At 67.5% G+C, this 21,202-nt stretch carries 24 protein-coding genes and 2 pseudogenes; 9 read left to right on the forward strand and 17 right to left on the reverse strand.

What is annotated here, in order from left to right:
- Positions 1 to 36: 36 nt before the first annotated feature.
- Entirely contained in the window at positions 37 to 528 is a 492-nt protein-coding gene (locus tag AO501_RS18215; protein WP_055579046.1) for a beta-class carbonic anhydrase, read from the forward strand.
- 93 nt (positions 529 to 621) lie between these two features.
- Here AO501_RS18215 and AO501_RS18220 read toward each other — a convergent pair whose 3' ends face one another.
- From AO501_RS18220 to AO501_RS18230, 3 genes are read right to left on the reverse strand one after another with little or no spacing between them, the layout of a single operon-like run.
- On the reverse strand, positions 622 to 1,632 hold the full coding sequence (locus tag AO501_RS18220) for a succinylglutamate desuccinylase/aspartoacylase family protein (RefSeq protein WP_055579047.1): 1,011 nt from the start codon (positions 1,630 to 1,632) through the stop codon (positions 622 to 624).
- Positions 1,629 to 2,534 (reverse strand): 30S ribosomal protein S6--L-glutamate ligase, encoded by a 906-nt coding sequence (gene rimK, locus AO501_RS18225; RefSeq protein ID WP_055579048.1) that lies wholly within the window; start codon positions 2,532 to 2,534, stop codon positions 1,629 to 1,631. The genes AO501_RS18220 and rimK overlap by 4 nt, the downstream gene beginning before the upstream one ends.
- The gene (locus AO501_RS18230; RefSeq protein WP_055579049.1) at positions 2,531 to 3,016 is read right to left on the reverse strand and encodes an ATP-dependent zinc protease; all 486 of its coding nucleotides are present in this window, start codon (positions 3,014 to 3,016) and stop codon (positions 2,531 to 2,533) included. The genes rimK and AO501_RS18230 overlap by 4 nt, the downstream gene beginning before the upstream one ends.
- 294 nt (positions 3,017 to 3,310) lie before the next feature.
- Here AO501_RS18230 and cysD point away from each other — a divergent pair.
- From cysD to AO501_RS18245, 3 genes and pseudogenes are all read left to right on the forward strand, one after another.
- Positions 3,311 to 4,308: pseudogene (gene cysD / locus AO501_RS18235) on the forward strand (sulfate adenylyltransferase subunit CysD).
- Positions 4,308 to 6,152: an adenylyl-sulfate kinase gene (gene cysC / locus AO501_RS18240; protein WP_055579050.1), complete on the forward strand. Its 1,845-nt coding sequence runs from the start codon at positions 4,308 to 4,310 to the stop codon at positions 6,150 to 6,152. The pseudogene cysD and the gene cysC overlap by 1 nt, the downstream one beginning before the upstream one ends.
- A gap of 35 nt (positions 6,153 to 6,187) precedes the next feature.
- Positions 6,188 to 6,667, forward strand: coding sequence for an Rrf2 family transcriptional regulator (locus AO501_RS18245; RefSeq protein ID WP_055579051.1), 480 nt, complete (start codon positions 6,188 to 6,190; stop codon positions 6,665 to 6,667).
- On the opposite strand, the gene AO501_RS18250 is transcribed toward AO501_RS18245, so the two are convergent.
- Both AO501_RS18250 and AO501_RS18255 read right to left on the reverse strand, forming a co-directional pair.
- The gene (locus AO501_RS18250) at positions 6,664 to 7,050 is read right to left on the reverse strand and encodes a VOC family protein (RefSeq protein WP_055579052.1); all 387 of its coding nucleotides are present in this window, start codon (positions 7,048 to 7,050) and stop codon (positions 6,664 to 6,666) included. The genes AO501_RS18245 and AO501_RS18250 overlap by 4 nt on opposite strands.
- Positions 7,051 to 7,160: 110 nt before the next feature.
- Complete coding sequence (locus AO501_RS18255) at positions 7,161 to 7,574, reverse strand: VOC family protein (RefSeq protein ID WP_055579053.1); 414 nt, start codon at positions 7,572 to 7,574, stop codon at positions 7,161 to 7,163.
- Positions 7,575 to 7,613: 39 nt separating this feature from the next.
- On the opposite strand from AO501_RS18255, the gene AO501_RS18260 reads away from it, so the two are divergent.
- Positions 7,614 to 8,492 (forward strand): LLM class flavin-dependent oxidoreductase, encoded by an 879-nt coding sequence (locus AO501_RS18260; protein ID WP_055579054.1) that lies wholly within the window; start codon positions 7,614 to 7,616, stop codon positions 8,490 to 8,492.
- Here AO501_RS18260 and AO501_RS18265 read toward each other — a convergent pair whose 3' ends face one another.
- Positions 8,493 to 10,232 carry an NAD-binding protein gene (locus AO501_RS18265; RefSeq protein ID WP_055579083.1) on the reverse strand — a complete coding sequence of 580 codons (1,740 nt, stop codon included), beginning with the start codon at positions 10,230 to 10,232 and terminating at the stop codon, positions 8,493 to 8,495. It abuts the gene before it with no gap.
- Positions 10,233 to 10,438: 206 nt separating this feature from the next.
- Here AO501_RS18265 and AO501_RS18270 point away from each other — a divergent pair, with 206 nt between their 5' ends.
- The 3 genes from AO501_RS18270 to AO501_RS18280 are packed head-to-tail and all read left to right on the forward strand — an operon-like array spanning position 10,439 to position 12,032.
- Positions 10,439 to 10,924 (forward strand): NUDIX domain-containing protein, encoded by a 486-nt coding sequence (locus AO501_RS18270; RefSeq protein WP_231752536.1) that lies wholly within the window; start codon positions 10,439 to 10,441, stop codon positions 10,922 to 10,924.
- Between the two features lie 30 nt (positions 10,925 to 10,954).
- The gene (locus AO501_RS18275; RefSeq protein WP_055579056.1) at positions 10,955 to 11,485 is read left to right on the forward strand and encodes a pyridoxamine 5'-phosphate oxidase family protein; all 531 of its coding nucleotides are present in this window, start codon (positions 10,955 to 10,957) and stop codon (positions 11,483 to 11,485) included.
- Between the two features lie 49 nt (positions 11,486 to 11,534).
- Positions 11,535 to 12,032 (forward strand): hypothetical protein, encoded by a 498-nt coding sequence (locus AO501_RS18280; protein WP_371934946.1) that lies wholly within the window; start codon positions 11,535 to 11,537, stop codon positions 12,030 to 12,032.
- A 57-nt stretch (positions 12,033 to 12,089) separates the two neighbouring features.
- Here the strand turns inward: AO501_RS18280 and AO501_RS18285 are convergent, their stop codons facing one another.
- The 6 genes from AO501_RS18285 to AO501_RS18310 all read right to left on the reverse strand — a co-directional run bounded on the left by AO501_RS18285 (position 12,090) and on the right by AO501_RS18310 (position 15,671).
- Positions 12,090 to 12,425, reverse strand: a complete 336-nt coding sequence (locus tag AO501_RS18285; RefSeq protein ID WP_055579057.1) for a DUF732 domain-containing protein — start codon at positions 12,423 to 12,425, stop codon at positions 12,090 to 12,092.
- 103 nt (positions 12,426 to 12,528) lie between these two features.
- Positions 12,529 to 13,311: an alpha/beta hydrolase gene (locus AO501_RS18290; RefSeq protein WP_055579058.1), complete on the reverse strand. Its 783-nt coding sequence runs from the start codon at positions 13,309 to 13,311 to the stop codon at positions 12,529 to 12,531.
- A gap of 7 nt (positions 13,312 to 13,318) precedes the next feature.
- Positions 13,319 to 13,849, reverse strand: a complete 531-nt coding sequence (locus tag AO501_RS18295; RefSeq protein ID WP_055579059.1) for a M15 family metallopeptidase — start codon at positions 13,847 to 13,849, stop codon at positions 13,319 to 13,321.
- Positions 13,850 to 13,900: 51 nt separating this feature from the next.
- Entirely contained in the window at positions 13,901 to 14,617 is a 717-nt protein-coding gene (locus AO501_RS18300) for a thioesterase II family protein (protein WP_156452656.1), read from the reverse strand.
- Between the two features lie 55 nt (positions 14,618 to 14,672).
- Positions 14,673 to 15,287: a dihydrofolate reductase family protein gene (locus AO501_RS18305; protein WP_055579060.1), complete on the reverse strand. Its 615-nt coding sequence runs from the start codon at positions 15,285 to 15,287 to the stop codon at positions 14,673 to 14,675.
- A gap of 30 nt (positions 15,288 to 15,317) precedes the next feature.
- Positions 15,318 to 15,671 carry a VOC family protein gene (locus tag AO501_RS18310; RefSeq protein ID WP_156452657.1) on the reverse strand — a complete coding sequence of 118 codons (354 nt, stop codon included), beginning with the start codon at positions 15,669 to 15,671 and terminating at the stop codon, positions 15,318 to 15,320.
- Positions 15,672 to 15,753: 82 nt separating this feature from the next.
- Between AO501_RS18310 and AO501_RS18315 the strand changes: the two genes are divergently transcribed.
- Complete coding sequence (locus tag AO501_RS18315; RefSeq protein WP_055579086.1) at positions 15,754 to 16,719, forward strand: 2-hydroxyacid dehydrogenase; 966 nt, start codon at positions 15,754 to 15,756, stop codon at positions 16,717 to 16,719.
- Here AO501_RS18315 and AO501_RS39460 read toward each other — a convergent pair.
- The 5 genes and pseudogenes from AO501_RS39460 to AO501_RS18335 all read right to left on the reverse strand — a co-directional run bounded on the left by AO501_RS39460 (position 16,709) and on the right by AO501_RS18335 (position 21,149).
- A complete protein-coding gene (locus AO501_RS39460) occupies positions 16,709 to 17,215 on the reverse strand; it encodes a hypothetical protein (protein ID WP_055579062.1) in 507 nt (168 codons plus the stop codon). The genes AO501_RS18315 and AO501_RS39460 overlap by 11 nt on opposite strands.
- 3 nt (positions 17,216 to 17,218) lie before the next feature.
- Positions 17,219 to 18,376 (reverse strand): hypothetical protein, encoded by a 1,158-nt coding sequence (locus tag AO501_RS39465; RefSeq protein ID WP_063892886.1) that lies wholly within the window; start codon positions 18,374 to 18,376, stop codon positions 17,219 to 17,221.
- 400 nt (positions 18,377 to 18,776) lie between these two features.
- Positions 18,777 to 19,421: pseudogene (locus tag AO501_RS39470) on the reverse strand (SPFH domain-containing protein); the annotation flags it as partial.
- A 154-nt stretch (positions 19,422 to 19,575) separates the two neighbouring features.
- Complete coding sequence (locus AO501_RS18330) at positions 19,576 to 20,421, reverse strand: alpha/beta fold hydrolase (RefSeq protein WP_055579063.1); 846 nt, start codon at positions 20,419 to 20,421, stop codon at positions 19,576 to 19,578.
- Positions 20,418 to 21,149 (reverse strand): DUF998 domain-containing protein, encoded by a 732-nt coding sequence (locus AO501_RS18335; protein WP_055579064.1) that lies wholly within the window; start codon positions 21,147 to 21,149, stop codon positions 20,418 to 20,420. Before AO501_RS18335 ends, AO501_RS18330 begins: the two co-directional genes overlap by 4 nt.
- Positions 21,150 to 21,202 lie beyond the last annotated feature (53 nt).

Here is a 21,202-nt window from a genome sequence, read left to right on the forward strand (position 1 = left end):
GCAAATGCTATTCCGCGATACCCGAGGGAGACTTGCGTGACGGTTACCGACGACTACCTGGCCAACAACGCCAACTACGCGAGCTCCTTTCACGGGCCGCTGCCGCTGCCGCCGAGCAAGCACGTCGCGGTGTTGGCGTGCATGGACGCCCGCCTCGACGTCTACCGCGCGCTCGGGATCAACGAGGGGGAGTCGCACGTCATCCGCAACGCCGGCGGCGTGGCCACCGATGACGCCATCAGGTCCTTGGCGATCTCCCAGCGACTGCTGGGGACCAAGGAGATCATCCTCATCCACCACACCGACTGCGGCATGCTGACTTTCAACGACGACGAGTTCAAGCGCAGCATCCAGGAGGAGACCGGCGTGAAGCCGCCGTGGGCGGCCGAGGCATTCCCCGACATCGCCGAGGACGTCCGCCAGTCATTGCGCCGGATCGAGAACAGTCCGTTCGTCACCAAGCATGAGTCGTTGCGCGGGTTCATCTTCGACGTCGCGACCGGCAAGCTCGAAGAGGTCACCCTCTAGCGCGAGCAGACGCGAAATCGCCCATTTCGTGCCGAAATGAGGCGATTTCGCGTCTGCTCGCGGGGACACCGGCGCGGCCCTGCACGGCAAAGGTCACCCGTCTTCGTGCGCGGCCTGGAAGTCCTCCACATGCTGGGCGACTTCGACGACGTCTTCGAAGCGCGCGACGTGGAACAGGGCATCGCCCTGATGGACGATCGGCAGCTGGCTTCGTCCGATCACCAGACCCGAATGTTCTGCGGTAACGGCGATTTCGGCATCACCGAAAGGATCGGCGATCGTGCCGATCTGTTCTCCGCGCTCCACCCGGGCGCCGAGCGGCTTCGCGGCGCGGAACATCCCGCTTTCCGGCGCGCGCACCCACGAGCTCGAACGCGCCACGAACGGCTCGGCGCCGGCGCGGCGCCGGTGTGACGACGGGAGCATCCCGAGCTTTCGCATCACGTTGATGATGCCCTGCACCCCGGGTCCTATGGACAACTCGGCGAAGCGCAGCGCCTCACCCGCTTCGTAGAGCAGCGTCGGGATGCCCAACGCCGCGGCCGCCTCGCGCAGCGAGCCGTCGCGGACCGCGGCGTTGATCAGCACCGGCACCCCGAAGCTGCGCGCCAGCGCGAGTGTCTCGGGGTCATCGAGATTGCCGCGGATCTGCGGCAGGTTGTCGCGATGGATGGCCGCGGTGTGCAGGTCGATGCCATGGGTGCACTTTGCGACGATCTCGGTCATGAAGCGGTCGGCGAGTTTCGCGGTCAACGACCCGCGCCCGGAGCCGGGAAATGAGCGGTTGAGGTCGCGCCGGTCCGGAAGGTACCGCGAGTGGTGGAGCACTCCGTAGACGTTCACGATCGGGATCGCGATCAGCGTCCCCCGCAACTTCGTCAGCGCAGGCCGGCGCAACAGCCGCCGGATGATCTCCACCCCGTTCAGTTCGTCGCCGTGCACCGCGGCACACACGAACAGCCGCGGGCCGTCGCGCCGGCCCCGCACCACCTGCACCGGCATCGTCAGCGGCGTGTGGGTGTAGAGCTGCGGGATCGGCAGCTCGACAGTGGCTCGGGTGCCCGGCGCGATCGCGGTGCCGCCGATCACCACGTCGGCACTCAACCTTTGCCCCGGGTTTTGGTCTTGCCGTGCCGGGCGTGCTTCTCGATGAACTCGATGATGAGCTTGGCGACGTCGCGCTTGGTTGCCTCTTCGATGCCTTCCAGGCCTGGCGAGGAATTGACCTCCAGCACAACCGGACCGTGATTCGACCGCAGGATGTCCACACCGGACACGTTCAGGCCCAGGCGTTGTGCGGCACGCACCGCGGTCGAGCGTTCCTCCGGCGTGAGCCGGATCAGCGAGGCGGCACCGCCGCGGTGCAGGTTGGAGCGGAACTCACCGGGCTTCGCCTGGCGCTTCATCGCCGCGACCACCTTGTTGCCGATCACGAAGCAGCGGAGGTCCGCGCCGTGCGCCTCCTTGATGTACTCCTGAACCAGGAAGTTCGCCTGCAGCCCCCGGAAGGCCTCGATGATGGCCTCGGCCGCCGAGCGTGTCTCGCACAGCACGGTGCCCTTGCCCTGGGTTCCCTCGAGCAGCTTCACCACAAGCGGTGCGCCGCCGACGATCTCGATCAGCTCGGAGGTCGCGTCGGTGGAGTGGGCGAAGGCCGTCACCGGCAGCCCTATGCCCGCGCGCGCGAGGATCTGCAGCGAGCGCAGCTTGTCGCGCGACCGGGTGATCGCGACCGACTCGTTCAGGCAGTAGGTGCCCATCATCTCGAACTGGCGCACCACGGCCGAGCCGTAGAACGTCACCGACGCGCCGATGCGGGGAATGACCGCGTCGAAAGACTCCAGCTCCTCACCGCGATAGTGGACCGCCGGATCGTGCGAGGCGATGTCCATGTAGCACTTGAGGTGGTCGAGCACCACGACGTCGTGCCCGCGATGCTCGGCCGCCTCGACCAGGCGGCGGGTGGAGTAGAGCTTCGGGTTCCGGGAGAGCACAGCGATCCTCATCGCGGGGCTCCCGGCATCCGCAGGGCGTCCCGACGCGGTCGTCCGGACAGGTAGGAGCGGGCCGGGTCGACGTGGAAGCGTCCGCTCAGCGCGGTTCGCCCGAGGAGCATCCGGAAGCGCATCGTCTCCCGATCGGTGAGCGTCATCTCTGCCCGAAAACGCTCGCCGGAGACCTCGACCGTGGTCTCGATGACGAAGCGTTGCTCGCGGTGCCCGCCGGAATCCGCGACCACCCGCTCGTCGAGGACATCGGCGAGGCAGATCTGTTCGATGCTCACGTCGTGCTGCAGTGGGCGCATCCCGAACCGCACCCGTCGCCGCCCGTTCTCGACCAGCGGTTCGACGAAGAACGCGTGCAGCGCGGAGGTTCGGGCACCGGTGTCCACCTTGCACTTGATGTGTTCGATCCCCAGGTCGGGAAGTGACACCCACTCCCGCCATCCGAGCAGCGTGCATTCGCCGTTATCGATGTTGCCCGCCATGGACGTGTAGGACTCCGACCGGAACTGTGTTGGACAGGAGCGCCGAGGGCCGCGCGATCGTCCTCGGCGCCGGCGTAGAAGCCGGAATCTATCACCCGCGCCGGCGCGAAGCGGGGTGCCCCGGCCGCTTGTCCGCAGCGCGTCCGCGCCGTCCCCGCAGCGGCCCCGCGCCCCAGCGGCGAGCAGACGCGAACTCGCACGATAGGGGCCCATATCGTGCGAGTTCGCGTCTGCTCGCGAGGGGGAGGCGCCCCTCCATCCCAGGAAATGCGGCATTGACACCGGCAATGGGGGCTGGTTCTATATCTTCTAATAACAGTAAATTTGGTCAATCCAACCAACTTAACCGGGAAATGATGCTGATGACTACCGACGTCAAAGCCGGCCCCGCCGTCGGTCAGTACGAGTTGAGCCATCTGCGCTCGCTCGAGGCCGAGGCGATCCACATCATCCGAGAAGTCGCCGCCGAGTTCGAGCGGCCGGTGCTGCTGTTCTCCGGCGGCAAGGACTCGATCGTCATGTTGCACTTGGCGCTCAAGGCTTTTCGGCCCGGACGGCTGCCGTTCCCGGTGATGCACGTGGACACCGGCCACAACTTCGACGAGGTCCTGCAGACCCGCGACGAGCTGGTCGAGGAAGCCGGGGTGCGGCTGGTGGTGGCCTCGGTGCAGGACGACATCGATGCGGGCCGGGTGGTGGAGACCATTCCCTCGCGCAACCCGCTGCAGACGGTGACGCTGCTGCGCGCCATCGCGGAGAACAAGTTCGACGCGGCGTTCGGCGGCGCCCGGCGTGACGAGGAGAAGGCGCGGGCCAAGGAGCGGGTGTTCAGCTTCCGCGACGAGTTCGGCCAGTGGGACCCGAAGGCGCAGCGCCCCGAGTTGTGGAACCTCTACAACGGGCGTCATCACAAGGGTGAGCACATCCGGGTCTTCCCGCTGTCCAACTGGACCGAGTTCGACATCTGGTCCTACATCGGCGCCGAGAAGGTCAAGTTGCCGTCGATCTATTTTGCGCACCGCCGCAAGGTTTTTCAGCGCGACGGCATGCTGCTGGCGGTGCACCGGCACCTGCAGCCGCGCGCCGACGAGAAGGTGTTCGAGACCTCGGTGCGGTTCCGCACCGTCGGTGACGTCACCTGCACCGGCTGTGTGGAATCCGAGGCGGCCACCGTGTCGGAGGTCATTGCCGAGACTGCGGTGTCACGATTGACAGAACGCGGAGCCACCAGGGCAGACGACCGGATTTCGGAGGCCGGCATGGAAGACCGTAAGCGGCAGGGGTACTTCTGATGGCGACACTTCTGCGCCTGGCGACCGCGGGTTCGGTCGACGACGGCAAGTCCACGCTGATCGGGCGGTTGCTCTACGACTCCAAGGCTGTGATGGAGGATCAGTGGGCTGCCGTCGAGAAGACCTCCAAGGACCGCGGCCACGACTACACCGACCTCGCTCTGGTCACCGACGGCCTGCGCGCCGAGCGTGAGCAGGGCATCACCATCGACGTCGCCTACCGCTATTTCGCTACTCCCAAGCGGAAATTCATCATCGCCGACACTCCCGGGCACATTCAGTACACCCGCAACATGGTGACCGGTGCCTCCACCGCGCAGCTGGTGATCGTGCTCGTCGATGCGCGGCACGGCCTGCTGGAGCAGTCGCGCCGGCATGCCTTCCTCGCGTCGCTGCTGGGCATCCAGCACATTGTGCTGGCCGTCAACAAGATGGACCTGATCGGTTGGGACAAAGAGCAATTCGAGGCGATCCGGGACGACTTCCACGCCTTCGCGGCGCGTCTGGATGTGCAGGACGTCGCCACCATCCCGATCTCCGCACTGCACGGCGACAACGTGGTGACCAAATCCGAGCAGACACCCTGGTACGAGGGCCCGGCGCTGCTGTCGCACCTCGAAGAGGTCTTCATCGCCGGTGACCGCAACCTGGTCGACGTGCGGTTCCCCGTGCAGTACGTCATCCGCCCGCACACGCACGAGCATCAGGACCACCGCAGCTATGCCGGCACCGTGGCCAGTGGCGTGATGCGTCCCGGTGACGAGGTGGTGGTGCTGCCGATCGGCAAGGCCACCCGAATCGCCGCCATCGAGGGTCCGAACGGTCCTGTGACAGAGGCATTTCCGCCGATGGCGGTGTCGGTGAGTCTGACCGACGACATCGACATATCCCGCGGCGACATGATTGCCCGCACCAACAATCAGCCCCGGGTCGCCCAGCAGTTCGACGCCACCGTGTGCTGGATGGCCGACGGGTCGGCGCTGGAACCCGGCCGCGACTACGTCATCAAGCACACCACCCGGACCACCCGCGCGCGCATCACCGGGCTGGACTACCGGCTCGACGTCAACACCCTGCACCGCGACAAGACGGCAACGGCGCTCAAGCTGAACGAGCTCGGCCGCATCTCGTTGCGCACCCAGGTGCCGCTGCTGCTCGACGAGTATTCCCGCAACGCCAGCACCGGGTCCTTCATCCTGATCGATCCCGACACCAACGGCACGGTGGCAGCGGGCATGGTGTTGCGTGACGTGGCGGCCCAGAAGGCCAGCCCGAACACCGTGCGGCACAAGTCACTGGTGACCGCCAGTGACCGCGCGATTCAGGGCAGGACGGTGTGGCTCACCGGTTTGTCCGGCGCCGGCAAGTCGTCGGTGGCCATGCTGGTCGAGCAGAAGTTGCTCGAAAAGGGCATTCCCGCTTACGTTCTCGACGGCGACAACCTGCGACACGGCCTGAACGCCGACCTGGGCTTCAGCATGGCTGACCGGGCGGAGAACCTGCGCCGGCTGGCGCACGTGGCCACGCTGCTCGCGGATTCGGGCCAGATCGTGCTGGTGCCGGCGATCAGTCCGTTGGCCGAGCACCGCGAGATGGCCCGTAAGGTCCACGCCGACGCGGGCTTTGAGTTCTTCGAGGTGTTCTGCGACACCCCCCTCAAGGAGTGTGAGCGGCGCGACCCCAAAGGGTTGTACGCCAAGGCGCGGGCGGGGGAGATCACCCACTTCACCGGAATCGACAGCCCGTATCAGCGGCCCAAGAACCCGGATCTGCGGCTCACCGCCGACCGTAGTGTCGAAGAGCAGGCGCAGAGCGTGATCGACATGCTGGAAGTGCGCGCCTAAGAGGGCCGGCGCGCAGGGCTGGCACAATCCTGGTCATGCGGATGTCGGCCAAGGCGGAGTACGCCGTGCGGGCGATGGTCCAGCTCGCCACGGTCCCCAGCGGCACCTTGGTCAAAACCGACGAGCTGGCCCAGGCCCAAGGCATTCCGCCGCAGTTCCTCGTCGACATCCTGACCAATCTGCGGACCGACCGCCTGGTGCGCAGCCACCGGGGACGTGAGGGCGGGTACGAGCTGGCGCGGCCGGGAACCGAGATCAGCATCGCCGATGTGCTGCGCTGTATTGACGGCCCGCTGGCGAGTGTCCGCGACATCGGGCTGGGCGACCTGCCCTATTCCGGACCGACGGTCGCGCTCACCGACGTGTGGCGGGCTCTGCGGGCCAGCATGCGGTCGGTGCTGGAAGAAACGACCGTGGCCGACGTCGCCAACGGCACCCTGCCCGAGCACGTTGCGCAGATGGCCGACGACTACCGCGATCAGGAGAGCCATCGGCACGGCGCCGCGCGCGGTTAACCCGAGCCGTAGGGCCTGGTCAGGATCTCCATCGCGTGCCCGGCCGGGTCGCGGAAGTAGACGCCGCGGCCCCCGTCACGGGTGTTGATCTCGCCGGGCCGTTGGGCGCGCGGGTCCGCCCAATGGGCAAGGCCGCGGGCCGTGATCTTGCCGTAGATGGCGTCGAATTCGGCCTCGGAGACCAGGAACGCGTAATGCTGCGGCCGGATCTGCTCGCTTTCGGCGACGTCGGCGTAGTCCAGGGAGGCGCCATGCTCGAGGGCGACGACCAGGAACGGGCCGAACGGTGTGGGGCTGGGCAGGCCGAACAATTCGGCCAGGAACTCTGCGGATTCCCGCTTGTCGCGCGACGCGACGATGGTGTGGTTGAAGCTGATGCTCATAGTTCTCGCCAGTCTCCTCCCCGGGTTGCGTGAGCGCCCGCGTGTTGCCGCGGACACGCCGCCCCGGCCGTGCATTTGGGGACTCTCGCGGCCACGCGTGCGGCCAAACCCTACTTCGGCGCCGTCAGCTCCAGCGCGATGTTGTCCGGGTCGCGGAACTCCAGAATGTACGACGGCCCGATGTCCTTGATCGGCTCGTGGGCGATCCCAAGATCGTCGAGATGCTCTGCCGCAGAATCTAATTCAGCCTTGCTGCCGACCCGGAAGGCGATGTGGTCCAACCCGCACCGGTTCTCGTCGAAGCGGTCGTCGGCCACCGGCCGCAACCCCAGCAGCCCGCCGCCCATGTCGTAGATCACGCCGCCGAACAGAAACCCCAGCCGCCGCCGGGTCGCTTCGTCGGCGTTCTCCGGTGCCTCGATGAGCACCGGCCAGTCGAACCCGCTCTCGTAGAACTGCCGCGACCGTTCGATGTCGGTGACAGTGAGCCGGACGTGTGCAATTGACGTGCTCGTTAAACCCATCCACCCCATGCTGCCAGAATCACTTACGTGCAGATAGGTATGACCATGCCCGTGATGGAGCCCGACCTGGACGCGGGGCTGCTGCGGCAGTGGGCGCAAGCGATCGACGAGGGCCCGTTCTCCTCGCTGTGCTGGGGCGAGCGCATCGCCTTCGACAACCCGGACAGCCTGACGCTGTTGGGCGCCATCTCGGCGTGGACGCAACGGGTGCGGCTGGTGACGACGGTGATCGTCCCGCAATTGCATGACCCGGTGATGCTGGCCAAGGGCCTGGCCACCGGCGACATGCTCAGCGGCGGCCGGCTGACGGTCGGCATCGGGGTCGGCGGCCGGCACGAGGACTACAACGCCGTCGGCGCCGACCCCAAAACGCAGACGATCCGTGGCATGGCCGAACGGGTCGCCGTCATGAAGCGGGTGTGGGCCGGGGAGAAGACCACGGAGTCGGTGCGGCCGGTGGGCCCCCCGCCGGTGCAAGAAGGTGGCCCGCCGCTGCACGTCGGCACGATCGGACCGAAGACGGTGCGCAGCGCGGCCGCCTGGGCCGACGGAATGGCCGGCACCACCCTGGACCTCGATGTCGCCAAGCAGAACGAACTCTTCGACGTCGCACGCACGGCCTGGAACGAGGCCGGCAAACCTGAGCCCCACCTGGCCACCTCGTTCTGGTTCGCGTTCGGCGAGGCCGACGACGCCCGGGGCCAGGTGCATCGGCATCTGCGGCGCTACATGAACTGGATCCCCGCCGAGTACGTCGACGCCATGGCCCCGATGACCGGTTGGGCGGGCACCGAAGAGGACCTTGTCGCGGTGCTCAAGAGGTTCGCCGACATCGGTACCCACGAGGTGCAGCTCATCCCCACCAGCTCGGACATCGAGCAGCTGCGCCGCGCGGCGGACGTCGTCGCCGCCCTCTGATCAGCCCGCGGCCGCTTCGCGCACGGCGGACTGATCAGTCGGCAGTCCCTTGCGCAAGGTGGCCAGCAGTTCGCGGTACGGGCCCACCAGGTAGACGGTGTCGCCGCCTTCCAGGCGGGCATCGCGGCGCGGATGCAGCTTGACCTGCCCGTCGGGCCCGGTGATCGCGATGACGCGGGTTTGCGTCGACAACTCGTGCATGGGCTTGCCGTCCAACTCGCTGCCGGAGGCGACGCACATGCCGCCCACCATGAATGAGCGTTGCCCAACGGAGAACGTCCCGAGCACCTGCAGTCCCATTGCGGCGCCGATGAACCAGGGCGCTGCCAGGTCGACCGTGGAGCGGACGTGGTTGAACCCGAACCGCTGTGCCACCGCGGAACCCAGCGACCGGTCGTAGACCCGCAACACCAGCGGAACGTGCTTGCGGTGCGGCCTGCGATGCGGGCGGGCATGCAACATCTCCCGCAAGACGATGCCGACCTCGATGTTGACCATGTCGTCCTGGGTCAGCACGGCCACCGCGCGCGCCTTCTCGACACCGGCGTACTCCAGCGTCTGGCGCAGAGTCGCATCGCCGAAGATCACCGGGACGTCGAGTTCGGCCGCCGAGGCCAGGTACCGGTTGTTGTCGTCGAGCTCGATCACGGCGACGTCGCATCCGGCGGCGACCAGGTCGCTGACCACGCGGCTGCCGAAAGAACCGAGCCCGACGACGATGATGTGGTTGCGCATGTGGCGCACTCGCGAGCGCCCGGCCGAGCGAACGAAACGGCGCGACAACAACAGGTCGGCGACGAAGGCCACCAGCAATGCGGTGGTGGTGACGCCGGCGAACATCAGCATGATGCTGAACAGCCGCAACCAGATCGGCTGGTTGGCGAAGCTGAAGTCGCCGTAACCCACCGTCGCGATGGTCTCGGTGGTGAAGTACAGGGCGTCGATCCAATTCATGCCCGGCATCCGGTAGCAGAAGCGCAGTACCACCGTCGATACCACCAGCAGGGCCAGCGCCGCCCCCAACGCCCGGTAGAACATCGGGTTCACTTCGTCACGCACGGTGCGCACGGCGTCCATGCCACGGTGCATCCGGGGCCGGCCGGAGCGCGTCGGCACCGGCCGGGGAACCTGGAGACCGCGGGCCGTGACCTCCTCGGCGGTGCCGATCATCACCGTCCAGTCACCGGCATGGACCTGCAGGTCCCGGCCGGGGCACGCCACCACCTCACCGGGAGCCGGGGAGTCCTTTGCGCCGATCACCGCCACCGGCGCAAGATCGCCGTAGATCTCGCGCAAGGTCGCGTCCCGCGGCGCTTCGGAACCCGAGACCACGAAGTGGATGCCGGCCGCATCGAACGGGTGCGCGGTATAGGCCAGAACCGATTCGACCACCGAAGGCGCGGCGAGGTCGGCGACATCCAGGATCGCGCCCGGCCCGTTGTCGGCGGCCATGGCCTCGCGCAGCACGTCGTTGGCCAGGCGGGCGACCACCCGCACGCGCGGGTTGGCTTTCCTTGCAAGCAAGGCGATTTCGAGGTTCTTCGCGTCGTCGTCGCCGACGCAGACCACCGCGTCGGCGTTGCTGAGGTCGACCCCTACCAGGTTGTCGCCGGTCAGCATCGCGACGTTGGCGCCGACTTTGTTGAGTTCCTCGATGATTGTCGCGGCCAACGCGTCGTCACCGCTGACGATGATGTGGCGCACCATGTCCCGCCCGCTCCGCCATGAGTTGTCCCGCATGAACACCCACTCCCGATGACATGGGCGTCGGCCGGCTTGAACTGACTATCGGTCACGGCGCCGGTTAACGCCAGCACGACGCGCCAATGCGTCGATCCGAAACATATCTTGGTCCTGAGCCGAACCGCCCGCAATTCTGTCGCGATACTTGGGTTGTGCCTTTTATCGAAACCGTCGCGACGCGCGAGGCCTACCGCAACCCGTGGATGGTGCTACGCGAAGACGACATCCGCCGGCCCGACGGCAGCCCCGGGATCTATGCGGTAGTGGACAAGCCGACCTACGCGCTCGTAATGCCTTATGACGGAGCGCGATTCCGGCTGGTGGAGCAGTTCCGCTATCCCGTGGGCGCGCGCCGCTGGGAGTTCCCACAGGGCACCGCCCCCGATCTGGCCGACCTGGAACCGGCCGCGCTCGCCGAACGGGAGTTGCGTGAGGAAACCGGGCTGCGGGCAACGTCGTTCGAGGCCCTCGGCCAGCTCGATGTCGCCCCCGGCATGAGCAGTCAGCGCGGCTGGGTCTTTCTGGCCACCGGAATATCGGAGGGGGATGCCGACCGCGAGCACGAGGAGCAGGACATGCGCAGCGCCTGGTTCCCGCGCGAGAACGTCGAGCAGATGATGCGCAACGGTGTGATCGCCGACGCGCAGTCGATCGCCGCCTACGGCCTGTTTCTGTTGCAGGGGCGATGAACTTCCGGCCCGACGACGGTCTACCCCGGTATGACGATCACACAGCGCAACCTCGACGGCTACGGGACACCGCCGGTCGAGTGGGACCGTGTCAAAGCGGTGTTGGACGGCCCGCTGCCGCAGGCGCCGGGCACCGGTGGCCCGCACCGGCACACCACCTGGCTCACCACGATCAACCCCGACGGGAGTCCGCACGTGACGCCGGTGGGCGTGCAAGCGGTGGACGGCACCTGGTACTTCACCTCCGGTCCGGCTACCCGCAAGTCCCGCAATCTGGCTCGTGACGCCCGATGCACCGTCAGCGTCGCCACCGAGCCGTTCGACCTCGTTCTTGAAGGCGTGGCCGAACGGGTCACCGAAGAAGGTGAATTGACCTCTGTGGCAGCGGTATACGCCGCAGACGGCTGGCCGGCCGAGGTGGCCGGTGACGCGCTCACCGCGCCGTTCAGCGCACCCTCGGCAGGACCGGCGCCCTGGCATCTCTACCGGGTGCGACCGTCCACGGTGTTCGCCTTCGGAACAGCAGAACCGTTCGGTGCGACGAAGTTCGAATTGGGCTGAGCGGGATCGTATCCGCGCCGATACCGGATAGCGTCATCGAACCGACAGCATGGACACGATGCGCCTGAGATGGAAGTTCGTGATCCTCGCCGCGCTTGTCCCGGCCTTCGGCATGCCGGCGGCGTACGCGGCGGCACCGTCGTGGAACGGGAAATACTCGCTGGTGCGGTATGCGGTCGACAAGACGGGCACCAGCGTTGCCGCCCACCAAACCGAACAAACTTTCAGCGCCGACTACGTCTTCTCGACGGTGTGCTCGGCCGCGACCTGCGTCGCCACCGCCAACAACGGCCCCAAACCCAACAACCCGACGATCTCGGTGCCATCGCACTACACGTGGGACGGCACCCGGTGGGTTGAGCGCTTCGACTTCCAGTGGGATTGCTATATGGGAGAGGGAGTTCCGAAAGTCTGGGCGCCCGCCAAGTCGTGGGCGTTCTATACGCCGCAGTCCGACGGTTCGCTGCGCGGCACCTGGCACACCGACATCGCCAGCGGTCCGTGCCAGGGCAGCGTCGAGATGCCGGTGGCGGCGCTCCGCACGTAGCCCCGCGCAACGAAACGCCGCCCCACACTTTGTGAGGCGGCGAATCGGGTCGAGGATTCAGGCGCTGGTGACGTACTGCGGGCAGTAGGCGCTGGCGGCGTCGACGGCGAAGGTGTTGGCGCCGCTGTTGCTCAGGCCGGTCCGCTGGGCCACACCGGCGATGACCTGCTTGCTGGACTGCCCGGCCTGGAGCGCGCTGCAGACGGCGTGGGCCTCGCTGATGGCCCGCGCGCTGCTGGGCGGGGTGATGCCGTCAGCCTTGATCTGCGCGATGAAGGCGTCGTCGACCGTGCTCGCGCCAGCGGTGCCGGCCAGGCCGAGGGCGGCCAGACCGAGCGTGGCGGCGGTCAGAGTGGTGCCGGCCAGGGAAGCGGTGAAACGACGAGTGAACATTTCTATCTCCGTGTTACTGAGGGTGGTGGACGCTGGTTTGCGTTAACCAAAGCCTCATGCGCGCGGCTTGTGAACTTCTCAAAGGATTCTTGGTGCCCGGCGATCAGAGCCCGTGCGCCGCCAGCCAGTCGCGCATTCTCTCGGCTACCGCGCGCCATCCGGGTTCCAGCATCACGTCATGTGCCAGGTCCGGGAATACCTCCGCCTCAGACCCGTAAACCGCTGCGATAGAACGGGTTTCGCGCGGTGTGACGATGGCGTCGTGCTCGGCGCCCAGGACCAGCAGGGGTACGCGAAGCACGCGTTCGGTGTCCACCAGGTCGAGGGCGAGCATGTCCAGAAAGGCCGGGTAGGACTCGTCCTGAATTCGCCGCTGAAAGGAGATCACGTCCGCCTCGGGCATCCCGGCGGAGAAGAACAGTTCCCGGGCCATCGCGGGCGTGTCCACCAGCGGTCCGAGTCGCAGCTGAGCGTTCACCTTGGCGAACCGCACGGGGTGCCGACGGGCGATGCGCCCGGTCACCCGCAACACGCCGCTGGGCCGGATCGACGCCAGCAGGATGGCCCCGGCGGCGGTGTGCCGGGTCAGGTAGTGCTGCACCACGAAGCCACCCATCGAATGCCCGATCACCACCGGGGGCGTCGGCAGTGACTGTGCAACCGAGGCGACATCGGCGACGTAGTCCCGGATCCGCGCCCAGCGCAAGGTGCCCGGACTCGCGCCGTGGCCGCGCAGGCTCGGGGCGACGACGCGGTATCCGTGGCTCGCGAAGAAGTCGAGGAAGTGCTCGTCCCAGCACCACGCCGCATGCCACGCGCCATGGACGAAAAGCAGCGGCACCGGGTGCCGGTCCGTCGTTTCGCCCTTGTCGATGACTTCGAGCATGCGGGTGTCAGCCGGCCGCGTTGGGCCGCAACGGCGGACAGCTGCCGCCATAGTCGGAGGCCAGCTCGAAGTGCCAGATCTCGTTGGCATAGATCTGGCACAGCCCGTAGGCCGAACCGTTGCGGATGAGCCAGGTGTCGGCGGCGGTGGGACCGACGTCGACGGCGTGGCCGATGACGTGTTTGGACGTCTCGGGGGAGGCCACGTATTCGCTGGCGATCGCGGCGCTGCCGTAGCGGGCGACCGCGTCGTTGAACAGCTGCTGCTGGAATTCCGGTGAGCGCCACCCCGAGGTGAGGCCGAGGGTGATGCCGTCGGCCTTGGCGCCGTGCGCGGCCCGCTGAATCGCGTGCAGCAGCGCCGGGGTGAGGCGGTTGACCGCGGGGTCGGCCAGGTCGAAGGCGCTGAGCTCCTGGCCGTCGGGCACCCAACCGCCGGCGGTGTCGTCATCCCCGGGTGCAGCGGCGGACGGCGCCACGGGAGTGGCCGCGGCTACCATCAGCCCGGCCGCCACCGCCCAGAACCATTTCCGAATCATCGCCTTGTACCTTGGCGAGTCCGGTCACACGCGTCAAGCTGAGCGGGCCTCTCACGCGGCCAGAACCGTCGACACCAGGGGTTTGAGCGTCTTGAACAGCGGCTCGCGGTCGCGCAGGTAGAAGTGGCCGCCGCGCAGAATCTGCACGGAGAAGTCCGCGGTCGTACGGGATCGCCATTCGCGCAGGTCGGACTCGCTGACCAGCGGGTCTTCGCTGCCGCCGAAGACGTGGATCGGGCAGGGCAGCTCCGCGTTGTTCTCTTCGCGGTCGGTGGCGCAGAGCCGCAGGTCGTGCCGGGTGGTGCTGACGGCCCGTTCGTGCAGCGTGGGCCAACGGGTCAACCCGGTCGGCCAGCCGCCCAGGTCGGAGAACAACGTGACCAGCTGCTCGTCGTCGAGTCCGTCGACCAGGTGCAGCGGCGGCGGCAGGTGCGGCGGGGCGTAGGCGGACAGGAAGACCGCGCGGGGCAGCGTGGCACCCGCCGCCGCCCGCACCGACGCCAGCCGGTAGGCGAGCAGCGCGCCGAAGCTGTGCCCGAAGAACATGTGCGGCTCGTCGAGGTAGGGGCGCAGTTGCTCGTTGACCTCGTCGACGAGATCGCGCATCGTGCTGAACCGCTCGCGGTTGGCGATCTCGACGGGAATCACCTCGACCGCGGGCGCGAGAGCCCGCTGCCAGGCTTTGAATGTCAGGCTGCCGCCGCCGGCGTGGTGGAAACAGAACATCCGCATGATCGTCGCCTTCTTCTCGTGGCTGGTAAGGCTCACGATCACGGATGCGACTTGAAGGATCCTTGGTGGATTCTTGCGAGCTCCTTGCGGCCTATCGGACGACGCGGTACCGAAGGTGGGCGACGCCCGGCGCTTCGAGTACCCGGACCAGTTCGAGGCGGGGTTCACCGGCCGGCAGGCCGTCGAAAAGGCGCTCGCCCGAGCCGAGGATCACCGGGTTCACCTGGAGGTCGATCTCGTCGACCAGGCCGGCCCGGATCGACTGGCGGGCGCAGGAGGCCCCTCCCGCGATCGAGATGGGCCGGTTGCCGGCCGCGTTCCGGGCTTGCCGGTGGGCGGCTTCGATGCCGTCGGTGACGAAGTGAAACGTCGTTCCGCCCTGCAGCTCGATCGGTTCGTGCGGATAGTGCGTCAGGACGAAGACCGGGCAGTGGTACGGCGGGACGTCACCCCACCAGCCTGCCCAGTCGGAGTCGCCCCACTCCCCGCGGATCGGGCCGAACATGTTGCGGCCCATGATCGTTGCGCCCATCCCGTCGAGCATGTCCGACATCACCTGGCGGTTGGCCGGATGGTCCCTGGCCGGTCCGAGGTGCCAGCCGTGCAGCTGTTCACCGCCTATGCCCAGCGGATGCTCAGCGGATTGATCGGGGCCCGCCACGTAGCCGTCGGCGGAGATCGACATCGAGAGATTTGTTCTGCTCACCCCGATGCAGACCGTCGCCGCCGGTGAAACTCACCGGGCCAGTGGGCTGTAGAAGACCAGACCGTTGCCCTTGGTGTCGTAGACCACGGCGCGGCGTTCGTGCGCATCGTCATAAGGGGCTCGCACGATGCCGCCGCCGCTGGCTTCGATGGCCTTCGCCGCGGCGTCGACGTCCGATGTCTTGATGCCGACGACGACCTGGCCGGGAATGGGGTGGTCCACCGCCGTCGCGAGTGCCAGCGTGATCGAGCCGCCGTCGAGGGCCGCGAAATGGTCTCCGTCGCGGAACTTCACCGCCATTCCCAGGGTCTCGGAGTAGAAGCGGATCGATTCATCGAGATCGTCCGTCGACAAGACGATCATCCGTACTTCGTGCGTGCCCACTGCCACCTCCTTGGAATCACTGTGCCGAGAATCGTTGTGCCGCCAAGGGTAATCCGCGGCCGGTGTGGGTGAAGATGGAACGGTGACGGTGCAGAAATCGAATGAGTTACTGGGGATCGGACCCTTCGAGCCGACTTTCCGGAGCGAACTGGCCGAACGCTACGAATTCCGCACACTCCCAACCGGTTCGGCCAGAGCCGAGTTTCTCGCCGAGCACGGCGCCGAGATCCGGGTGGTGCTCACCTCGGGCGGACCCGGCGCGGACGCCGGGACCATCGCCGCACTGCCCAACCTGGAAGTGATCGTCAACAACGGCGCCGGGGTGGACGCGATCGACCTGGACGCGGCCGAGCGTCGCGGCATCGGCGTCAGCAACACTCCCGATGTGCTGTCGGACACCGTCGCCGACACCGCCCTGGGACTGATCCTGATGACACTGCGCCGGTTCGGCGCCGCGGACCGTTACGTGCGGGCCGGTCGCTGGGCGAGCGACGGACCGTTCGGCTACGCGCGCGATGTGAGCGGCCTGCAGGTCGGGATCCTGGGTTTGGGGCGCATCGGCTCGGCGATCGCAACCAGGCTGCGCGGATTCGACTGTGCCATCGCCTACCACAACCGCCACCGCGTCGAGGGTTCGCCGTATCGGTACGCGGAGTCGGCGGTGCAGCTTGCCGAGTCGGTTGACGTTCTGGTGGTGGCGACCACGGGCGACGGGGGGACGCGCCATCTGGTCGACCGGGCCGTCCTGCAGGCCCTGGGGCCCGACGGGTACCTCGTCAACATCGCCCGCGGCAGCGTCGTCGATCAGGACGCGCTGGTGGACCTGCTGCGCGGCGGCGGCCTTGCCGGTGCGGGCCTGGACGTCTTCGCCGACGAGCCCCACGTGCCGGCCGAACTGTGCGACATGGACAACGTGGTGCTCTTCCCGCACATCGGCAGTGCCACCGCTCGCACGCGAAAGGCGATGGCGCTGCTGGCGATCCGCAACCTGGACAGCTACCTGCGCACCGGTGAGCTGGTGACCCCGGTGCTGCCCGTCAGGCGGTGAGCCTCCGCTGCACTTCCCGGGTGACGTCGAGGTGTTGTTGCACGGTCGCGAGGTCGGCCTCGAGCGTGCTGGCGTCCGGCATCGTGGCGGCGGTGGTGTAGCGGGCCACCGCGGCTTCGATGGACTCGACCGTGGTCGTGATGGTGGCGAGCAACTCGTCGCGGTGGCCGGGCGCGAGTTGCGCGACGGCGACCAGGTGGTCGTCGAGATCGAGTGCCGTCTGTTCCAGGTCGGCGCGCAGCACAATCGTCGTCCCGGTGTCGACGGCGTTGACCGCATAGAGGGCCGTCATCGCGTCCCGGAGCCTGCGGTGCAGCCGGGCTTCGGGGTCGTGCGATACGGCCCACGACCGGGGGGCGCGGGTGGGCCGGCCCGGGATCAGCTGGTTGGCGTCGGTGAGGGCCCGCTGCTGTCGGTGGTTGACGACCGCCACCACCGCCACCGCCGCAGCCACGATGAGCGCCAAGATCAGGATCACCGCTATGACGATGTCCATCGACTACCTCCTGTGCACGCGACTGGGCGTTCGGCTCGAATGATGGCCGTGCGAATGGAAATACGCCCAGATCGCAATCACCAGGATCACGACGAGGACCGCACAGGTGATGGCGATCGCCAGCTTGACCTTGCTCCACGGCCGGTCGCCGGCCACCTCTCCGGTGAGGCCATTGATTGCGACTTGGAACGGGCGGTTGCTGTACATGACGGTCAGCAACCAGATCGGTAGCAGGATGTGCTTGAAGCCCAGGTAGTTCCAGTTGGTGCGCAACTGGTGGATCCGCTGCCGGTCGCCGCCGATGTCGGATCGCACCGTGCGTTCGACGGTCTGCTCCATCTCCTGCTTCGCCTCGGGCAGCGCCTGTTCGGCGTCCTTGTCGTAGGTGCGGCACAGGTGGCCGGCCACGAACTCCGGTGAGTAGGCCCGGGCCTGCTCCACCGGCCACGGCTCGAGTTGCTTGATCCGTTTGCGGTTGAGGTTCTCGCTGTCGTTGGCCAGTACCGGCAGGTCCGCGAAGACGTTGTTGACCTGCCCGGAAACCCGGTACCAGGACGTGCGCGTCTCGTAGATGGGGTCGCCGTCGCTGTCGGTGCCGACCCGGACCTGGTAGTCCTCGCCGCGTTCGCCTTCGTACCAGGTGTCGGTGTTGGCGTCGTAGGTGAAATAAGCCGTGTAGAGGCTGGAGAAGGCGCCGATCTCGCGGTACTTCTTGAAGTCGGTCGGTGCGAACCAGCGCTTGGTGACCCACTTTTCGATGAGCTGACGGGCCTGCTTCTCGTCGATGCGAAACGGCACCACGCCGTCCACCGGCAGTCGCGCGGGCGCGTTGTGCACATCGTCGCGCTGGATCGGTGTCGCGCAGTAGGGGCACTTGGTGGAGGTCAGGCTTCCGGCGAATTCGGTTGTGCCACCACAATTCTGGCACTTGACCTCGCGCATGCCGGAGACATTCGGACCCTCCTGCGAGCGCTGTGCCTCGCGCAGTTGTTGCATCGCGCCGCGCAATTCCCGTGATCTGACCGCCGTGTTGGGTGCGACGACGTCGGAGTAGTTGCCGCAACTGGGGCAACGCATCTTCTGGCTGGCGATGTCGAAGTTGAGCTGTCCGCCGCAGGAGGCGCACGGGTAGGTGAGGGTGCGCTCGGTCTGGTGGAACATCGCGGGGCCAGCCGGCGGTCCGGCGAACGGACGTATGGGCGGCGGGCTCGCCTGGGGCGGCGGGCTGACCGCCCTGGTCGAAGTGGAACAATTGCTGGGTCGGCAGCGGCGGGGGAGCGCCTTGCATCGGCTGCTGGGTGGCCGCGAATTGTTGTGGCTGGTGCTGGGGTTGGGCGGCGTTGGCCATCTGAGCGCCGAGCGCGACGCCGAGCCCAGCCTGGATCGCCGAGCCGGCGGCACCCCCACCTTCGTTCTGGGCCGCGGCCAGCATCGCGTCGGCCCGCCGGGCCTGTTCGAACCGGTTGAGGTCGCCGACGTTGTTCAGGAAGCCGCTCTCTTCCACGCCGCGCGCGACGCCGCGGGTCATCGCCTGCTGAATCTCCTCCGGCAGCGAGATCGTCATGGTGACGGCGTCGATCCCCAGGCCGAAGGCCTGCACGCGCTGGGCGACGAACTCCCGCAGCTTGTCCGACAACTCCACCTGGCGGCCCTGCAGGTCGATCGCGCCCAGGCCGGTGCCCATCACCATGTCGTTGAACGCCAGGGCGATGTTGCGGCGGATCAACTCGGTGATCTGATCCATGTCGACCACGCTCTGGGTGCCCAGGACCTGGCGCAGGAAGACGGTCGGGTCGGTCACCCGTACCACGGTCGTGCCGTTGGCCCGCACCTGCACCATCTTGAAGTCCGGGTCCCGCACAGTGACCGGTTGCGGTGTGCCCCAACGCAAGTCGGGATAGGGGCGGGTGTTGACGTAGTACACCTCGGAGCGGAACGGGCTGTTGAACCCGTACTTCCAGCCCTGCAGGGTGCCCAGGATCGGCATGTTCTCACTGGTCAAGGTGTAGTGGCCGGGAGTGAACTGGTCGGCCAGTTGGCCGCGGTAGACGAACATCGCCCGCTGGCCCTCGCGGACGATCAGCTGGGCACCGTTCTTGATCTCGTTGTCATACCGCGGGAACCGCCATGCCAGGGTGGTGTTCGTGTCGTCGAGCCATTCGATGATGTCGACGAACTCGCCCCGGATCATGTCGCGCATGCCCATGGTCTTGGTCCCCTCCTCGGCGTTCAATATCTCGGCGAATCTTACGCGGCGACGCGGTTGTTCAGCTGGCAGATACGGCAAAGCCCTGCTCTGCCGAAGCGGATTGCGCGGACAAGATTCCAGGAGACTTCTTGGAGAATTCTTGGAGCCCTGCTTACGCCCGGCTTGCGACGGCGCGGATGAGGTCAGCGGTGCGCCGCGGCCGCTCGATCATCACCAGGTGCCCGGCGGGGGTGATCGTGACGTGTTCGGCGCCGAGGGTTGCGGCCAGCTCGATCTGTTGGGCACGCCAGCGGCGGGTGCGCCGGCCGGTGTGGGCGGTGGCCACCACGCGCGGCACCGGAGGCAGCGGGTTACCGGTCCGCAGGGCGTCCAACTCGGCCGCGAGCTCGTGGTACCCCACATACTCGGTCAGCAGAGCCCGGATAAACTCGGGATCGGTTGCAGCGCTGCATATTTGATCCCGCATCCGGGCGTCCAGGCCGCCGGGGCGGCGTCGTTGGGCGAGCAGGAGGCCGGCGCGGGCCAACGGTCCTTGCAGGCGCAGTGCGTGCAGCAGCCGGGCGACCGCGTCGGCGGCGATGACTTTGGGCCGCAAGGGCAACGCGAGCCGTCGGCGCTCGGCCGCGATGCTGGAATCCAGCAGCAGCACGGCGCCGGTGCGGTCCGGATACAGTCGCGCGAACGCCTCGGCGTAAAAGCCGCCGACCGAATGCCCCACCACCACAGCCTTGTCGGCACATTGCGCGGCATCCAGGACGGTCGCGATCCGCCCGGCTTCACCCCGGACCGTGCGGCTGCGCGGGGTACCCGTCACCGGTGTGCCGGGCCGGTCGAACCGCACCACGATGTGATCTCGGGCCAGGTCTGCCACCGTGTCAGCCCAGTGCAGCGCGCGACCGCCCAGACCGCTGGATAGCACCACCACCGGGCCGGTGTCGCCGTCGACGAGAACGCGCACCCGGTAGCCGCCGACCTCGACATCGGCGTCCGGGCTCACGGGCCGGTGACGCTTCGGACCCGGGCGGCGCGTACGGCGGCATAGATCAGCCAGCCGGCGAACGCCACCAGCTCCGCCCGTTGTGCGACGCCGACCATGCCGATGACGTCGGTGTGGTCGATCAGAATTGCCACACCGGTCCAGATCGCGGTTCCCACCAGCGCCACCAGCGTGACCAGTCCGGCTCGGCGGATGGGCGTTGGGGCGTCTTCCCGGAAATCGGCGATGGCGAACGCCAGCAGCGACGCGATCGCGGCGGCCAGCGCCAGCCCGCTGCTCAGCCAGTGCAGCTGATGGCTCAGCGGCACGGTACCGGCAGCCTCGCGGGCCGCGCACGCGGCGTTGGAACTCGGCGCGCACACCAGCGTCCACACCGTGCTGTCCAATCCCGTCGCCACCGCGAAAACACCGAGCGCGCCCCAGCCGGCCTTGCTCCACCGGCTGCCCCGGACACCGATCAGCGCGGTGACGGCTGCCACGACCAGCACGACGGCGCAGGCCCGGTCGCAGGCCCGGAACCACTCGCCGTACGGTTGGTCCGCCGCGGACAGCTCGCTGATGTACATGTCGGGGTCCGGCAGCAACGAGCGGGTCAGGTAGTTCTCGAGGATCCAGTTCGAATACAGCACGGCGCCGGCCACGGAGCCGGCCACGGCGATCCATCGCAGCGCGGACAGCAACTCCCGGCTGATGTCCGTCACCGGGACGGATCGCGGCCGCACTGCCATGAGGCCATAATGCCGTGTCAGCAGGCTGAGGGAGGCTCTTCGAGCCGCGGCGT

It is taken from the genome of Mycobacterium gordonae (genome assembly GCF_001417955.2).
Lineage (GTDB): Bacteria > Actinomycetota > Actinomycetes > Mycobacteriales > Mycobacteriaceae > Mycobacterium > Mycobacterium gordonae_B.

Excerpts from the sequence above, each read along its gene's own strand:
- rimK (WP_055579048.1), bottom strand. The coding sequence starts at position 2,534 with ATGAGGATCGCTGTGCTCTCCCGGAACCCGAAGCTCTACTCCACCCGC.
- AO501_RS18230 (WP_055579049.1), bottom strand. The coding sequence starts at position 3,016 with ATGGCGGGCAACATCGATAACGGCGAATGCACGCTGCTCGGATGGCGG.
- cysC (WP_055579050.1), top strand. The coding sequence starts at position 4,308 with ATGGCGACACTTCTGCGCCTGGCGACCGCGGGTTCGGTCGACGACGGC.
- AO501_RS18245 (WP_055579051.1), top strand. The coding sequence starts at position 6,188 with ATGCGGATGTCGGCCAAGGCGGAGTACGCCGTGCGGGCGATGGTCCAG.
- AO501_RS18250 (WP_055579052.1), bottom strand. The coding sequence starts at position 7,050 with ATGAGCATCAGCTTCAACCACACCATCGTCGCGTCGCGCGACAAGCGG.
- AO501_RS18255 (WP_055579053.1), bottom strand. The coding sequence starts at position 7,574 with ATGGGTTTAACGAGCACGTCAATTGCACACGTCCGGCTCACTGTCACC.
- AO501_RS18260 (WP_055579054.1), top strand. The coding sequence starts at position 7,614 with ATGACCATGCCCGTGATGGAGCCCGACCTGGACGCGGGGCTGCTGCGG.
- AO501_RS18265 (WP_055579083.1), bottom strand. The coding sequence starts at position 10,232 with ATGCGGGACAACTCATGGCGGAGCGGGCGGGACATGGTGCGCCACATC.
- AO501_RS18270 (WP_231752536.1), top strand. The coding sequence starts at position 10,439 with ATGGTGCTACGCGAAGACGACATCCGCCGGCCCGACGGCAGCCCCGGG.
- AO501_RS18275 (WP_055579056.1), top strand. The coding sequence starts at position 10,955 with ATGACGATCACACAGCGCAACCTCGACGGCTACGGGACACCGCCGGTC.
- AO501_RS18280 (WP_371934946.1), top strand. The coding sequence starts at position 11,535 with ATGGACACGATGCGCCTGAGATGGAAGTTCGTGATCCTCGCCGCGCTT.
- AO501_RS18285 (WP_055579057.1), bottom strand. The coding sequence starts at position 12,425 with ATGTTCACTCGTCGTTTCACCGCTTCCCTGGCCGGCACCACTCTGACC.
- AO501_RS18290 (WP_055579058.1), bottom strand. The coding sequence starts at position 13,311 with ATGCTCGAAGTCATCGACAAGGGCGAAACGACGGACCGGCACCCGGTG.
- AO501_RS18295 (WP_055579059.1), bottom strand. The coding sequence starts at position 13,849 with ATGATTCGGAAATGGTTCTGGGCGGTGGCGGCCGGGCTGATGGTAGCC.
- AO501_RS39460 (WP_055579062.1), bottom strand. The coding sequence starts at position 17,215 with ATGGACATCGTCATAGCGGTGATCCTGATCTTGGCGCTCATCGTGGCT.
- AO501_RS39465 (WP_063892886.1), bottom strand. The coding sequence starts at position 18,376 with ATGTTCCACCAGACCGAGCGCACCCTCACCTACCCGTGCGCCTCCTGC.
- AO501_RS18335 (WP_055579064.1), bottom strand. The coding sequence starts at position 21,149 with ATGGCAGTGCGGCCGCGATCCGTCCCGGTGACGGACATCAGCCGGGAG.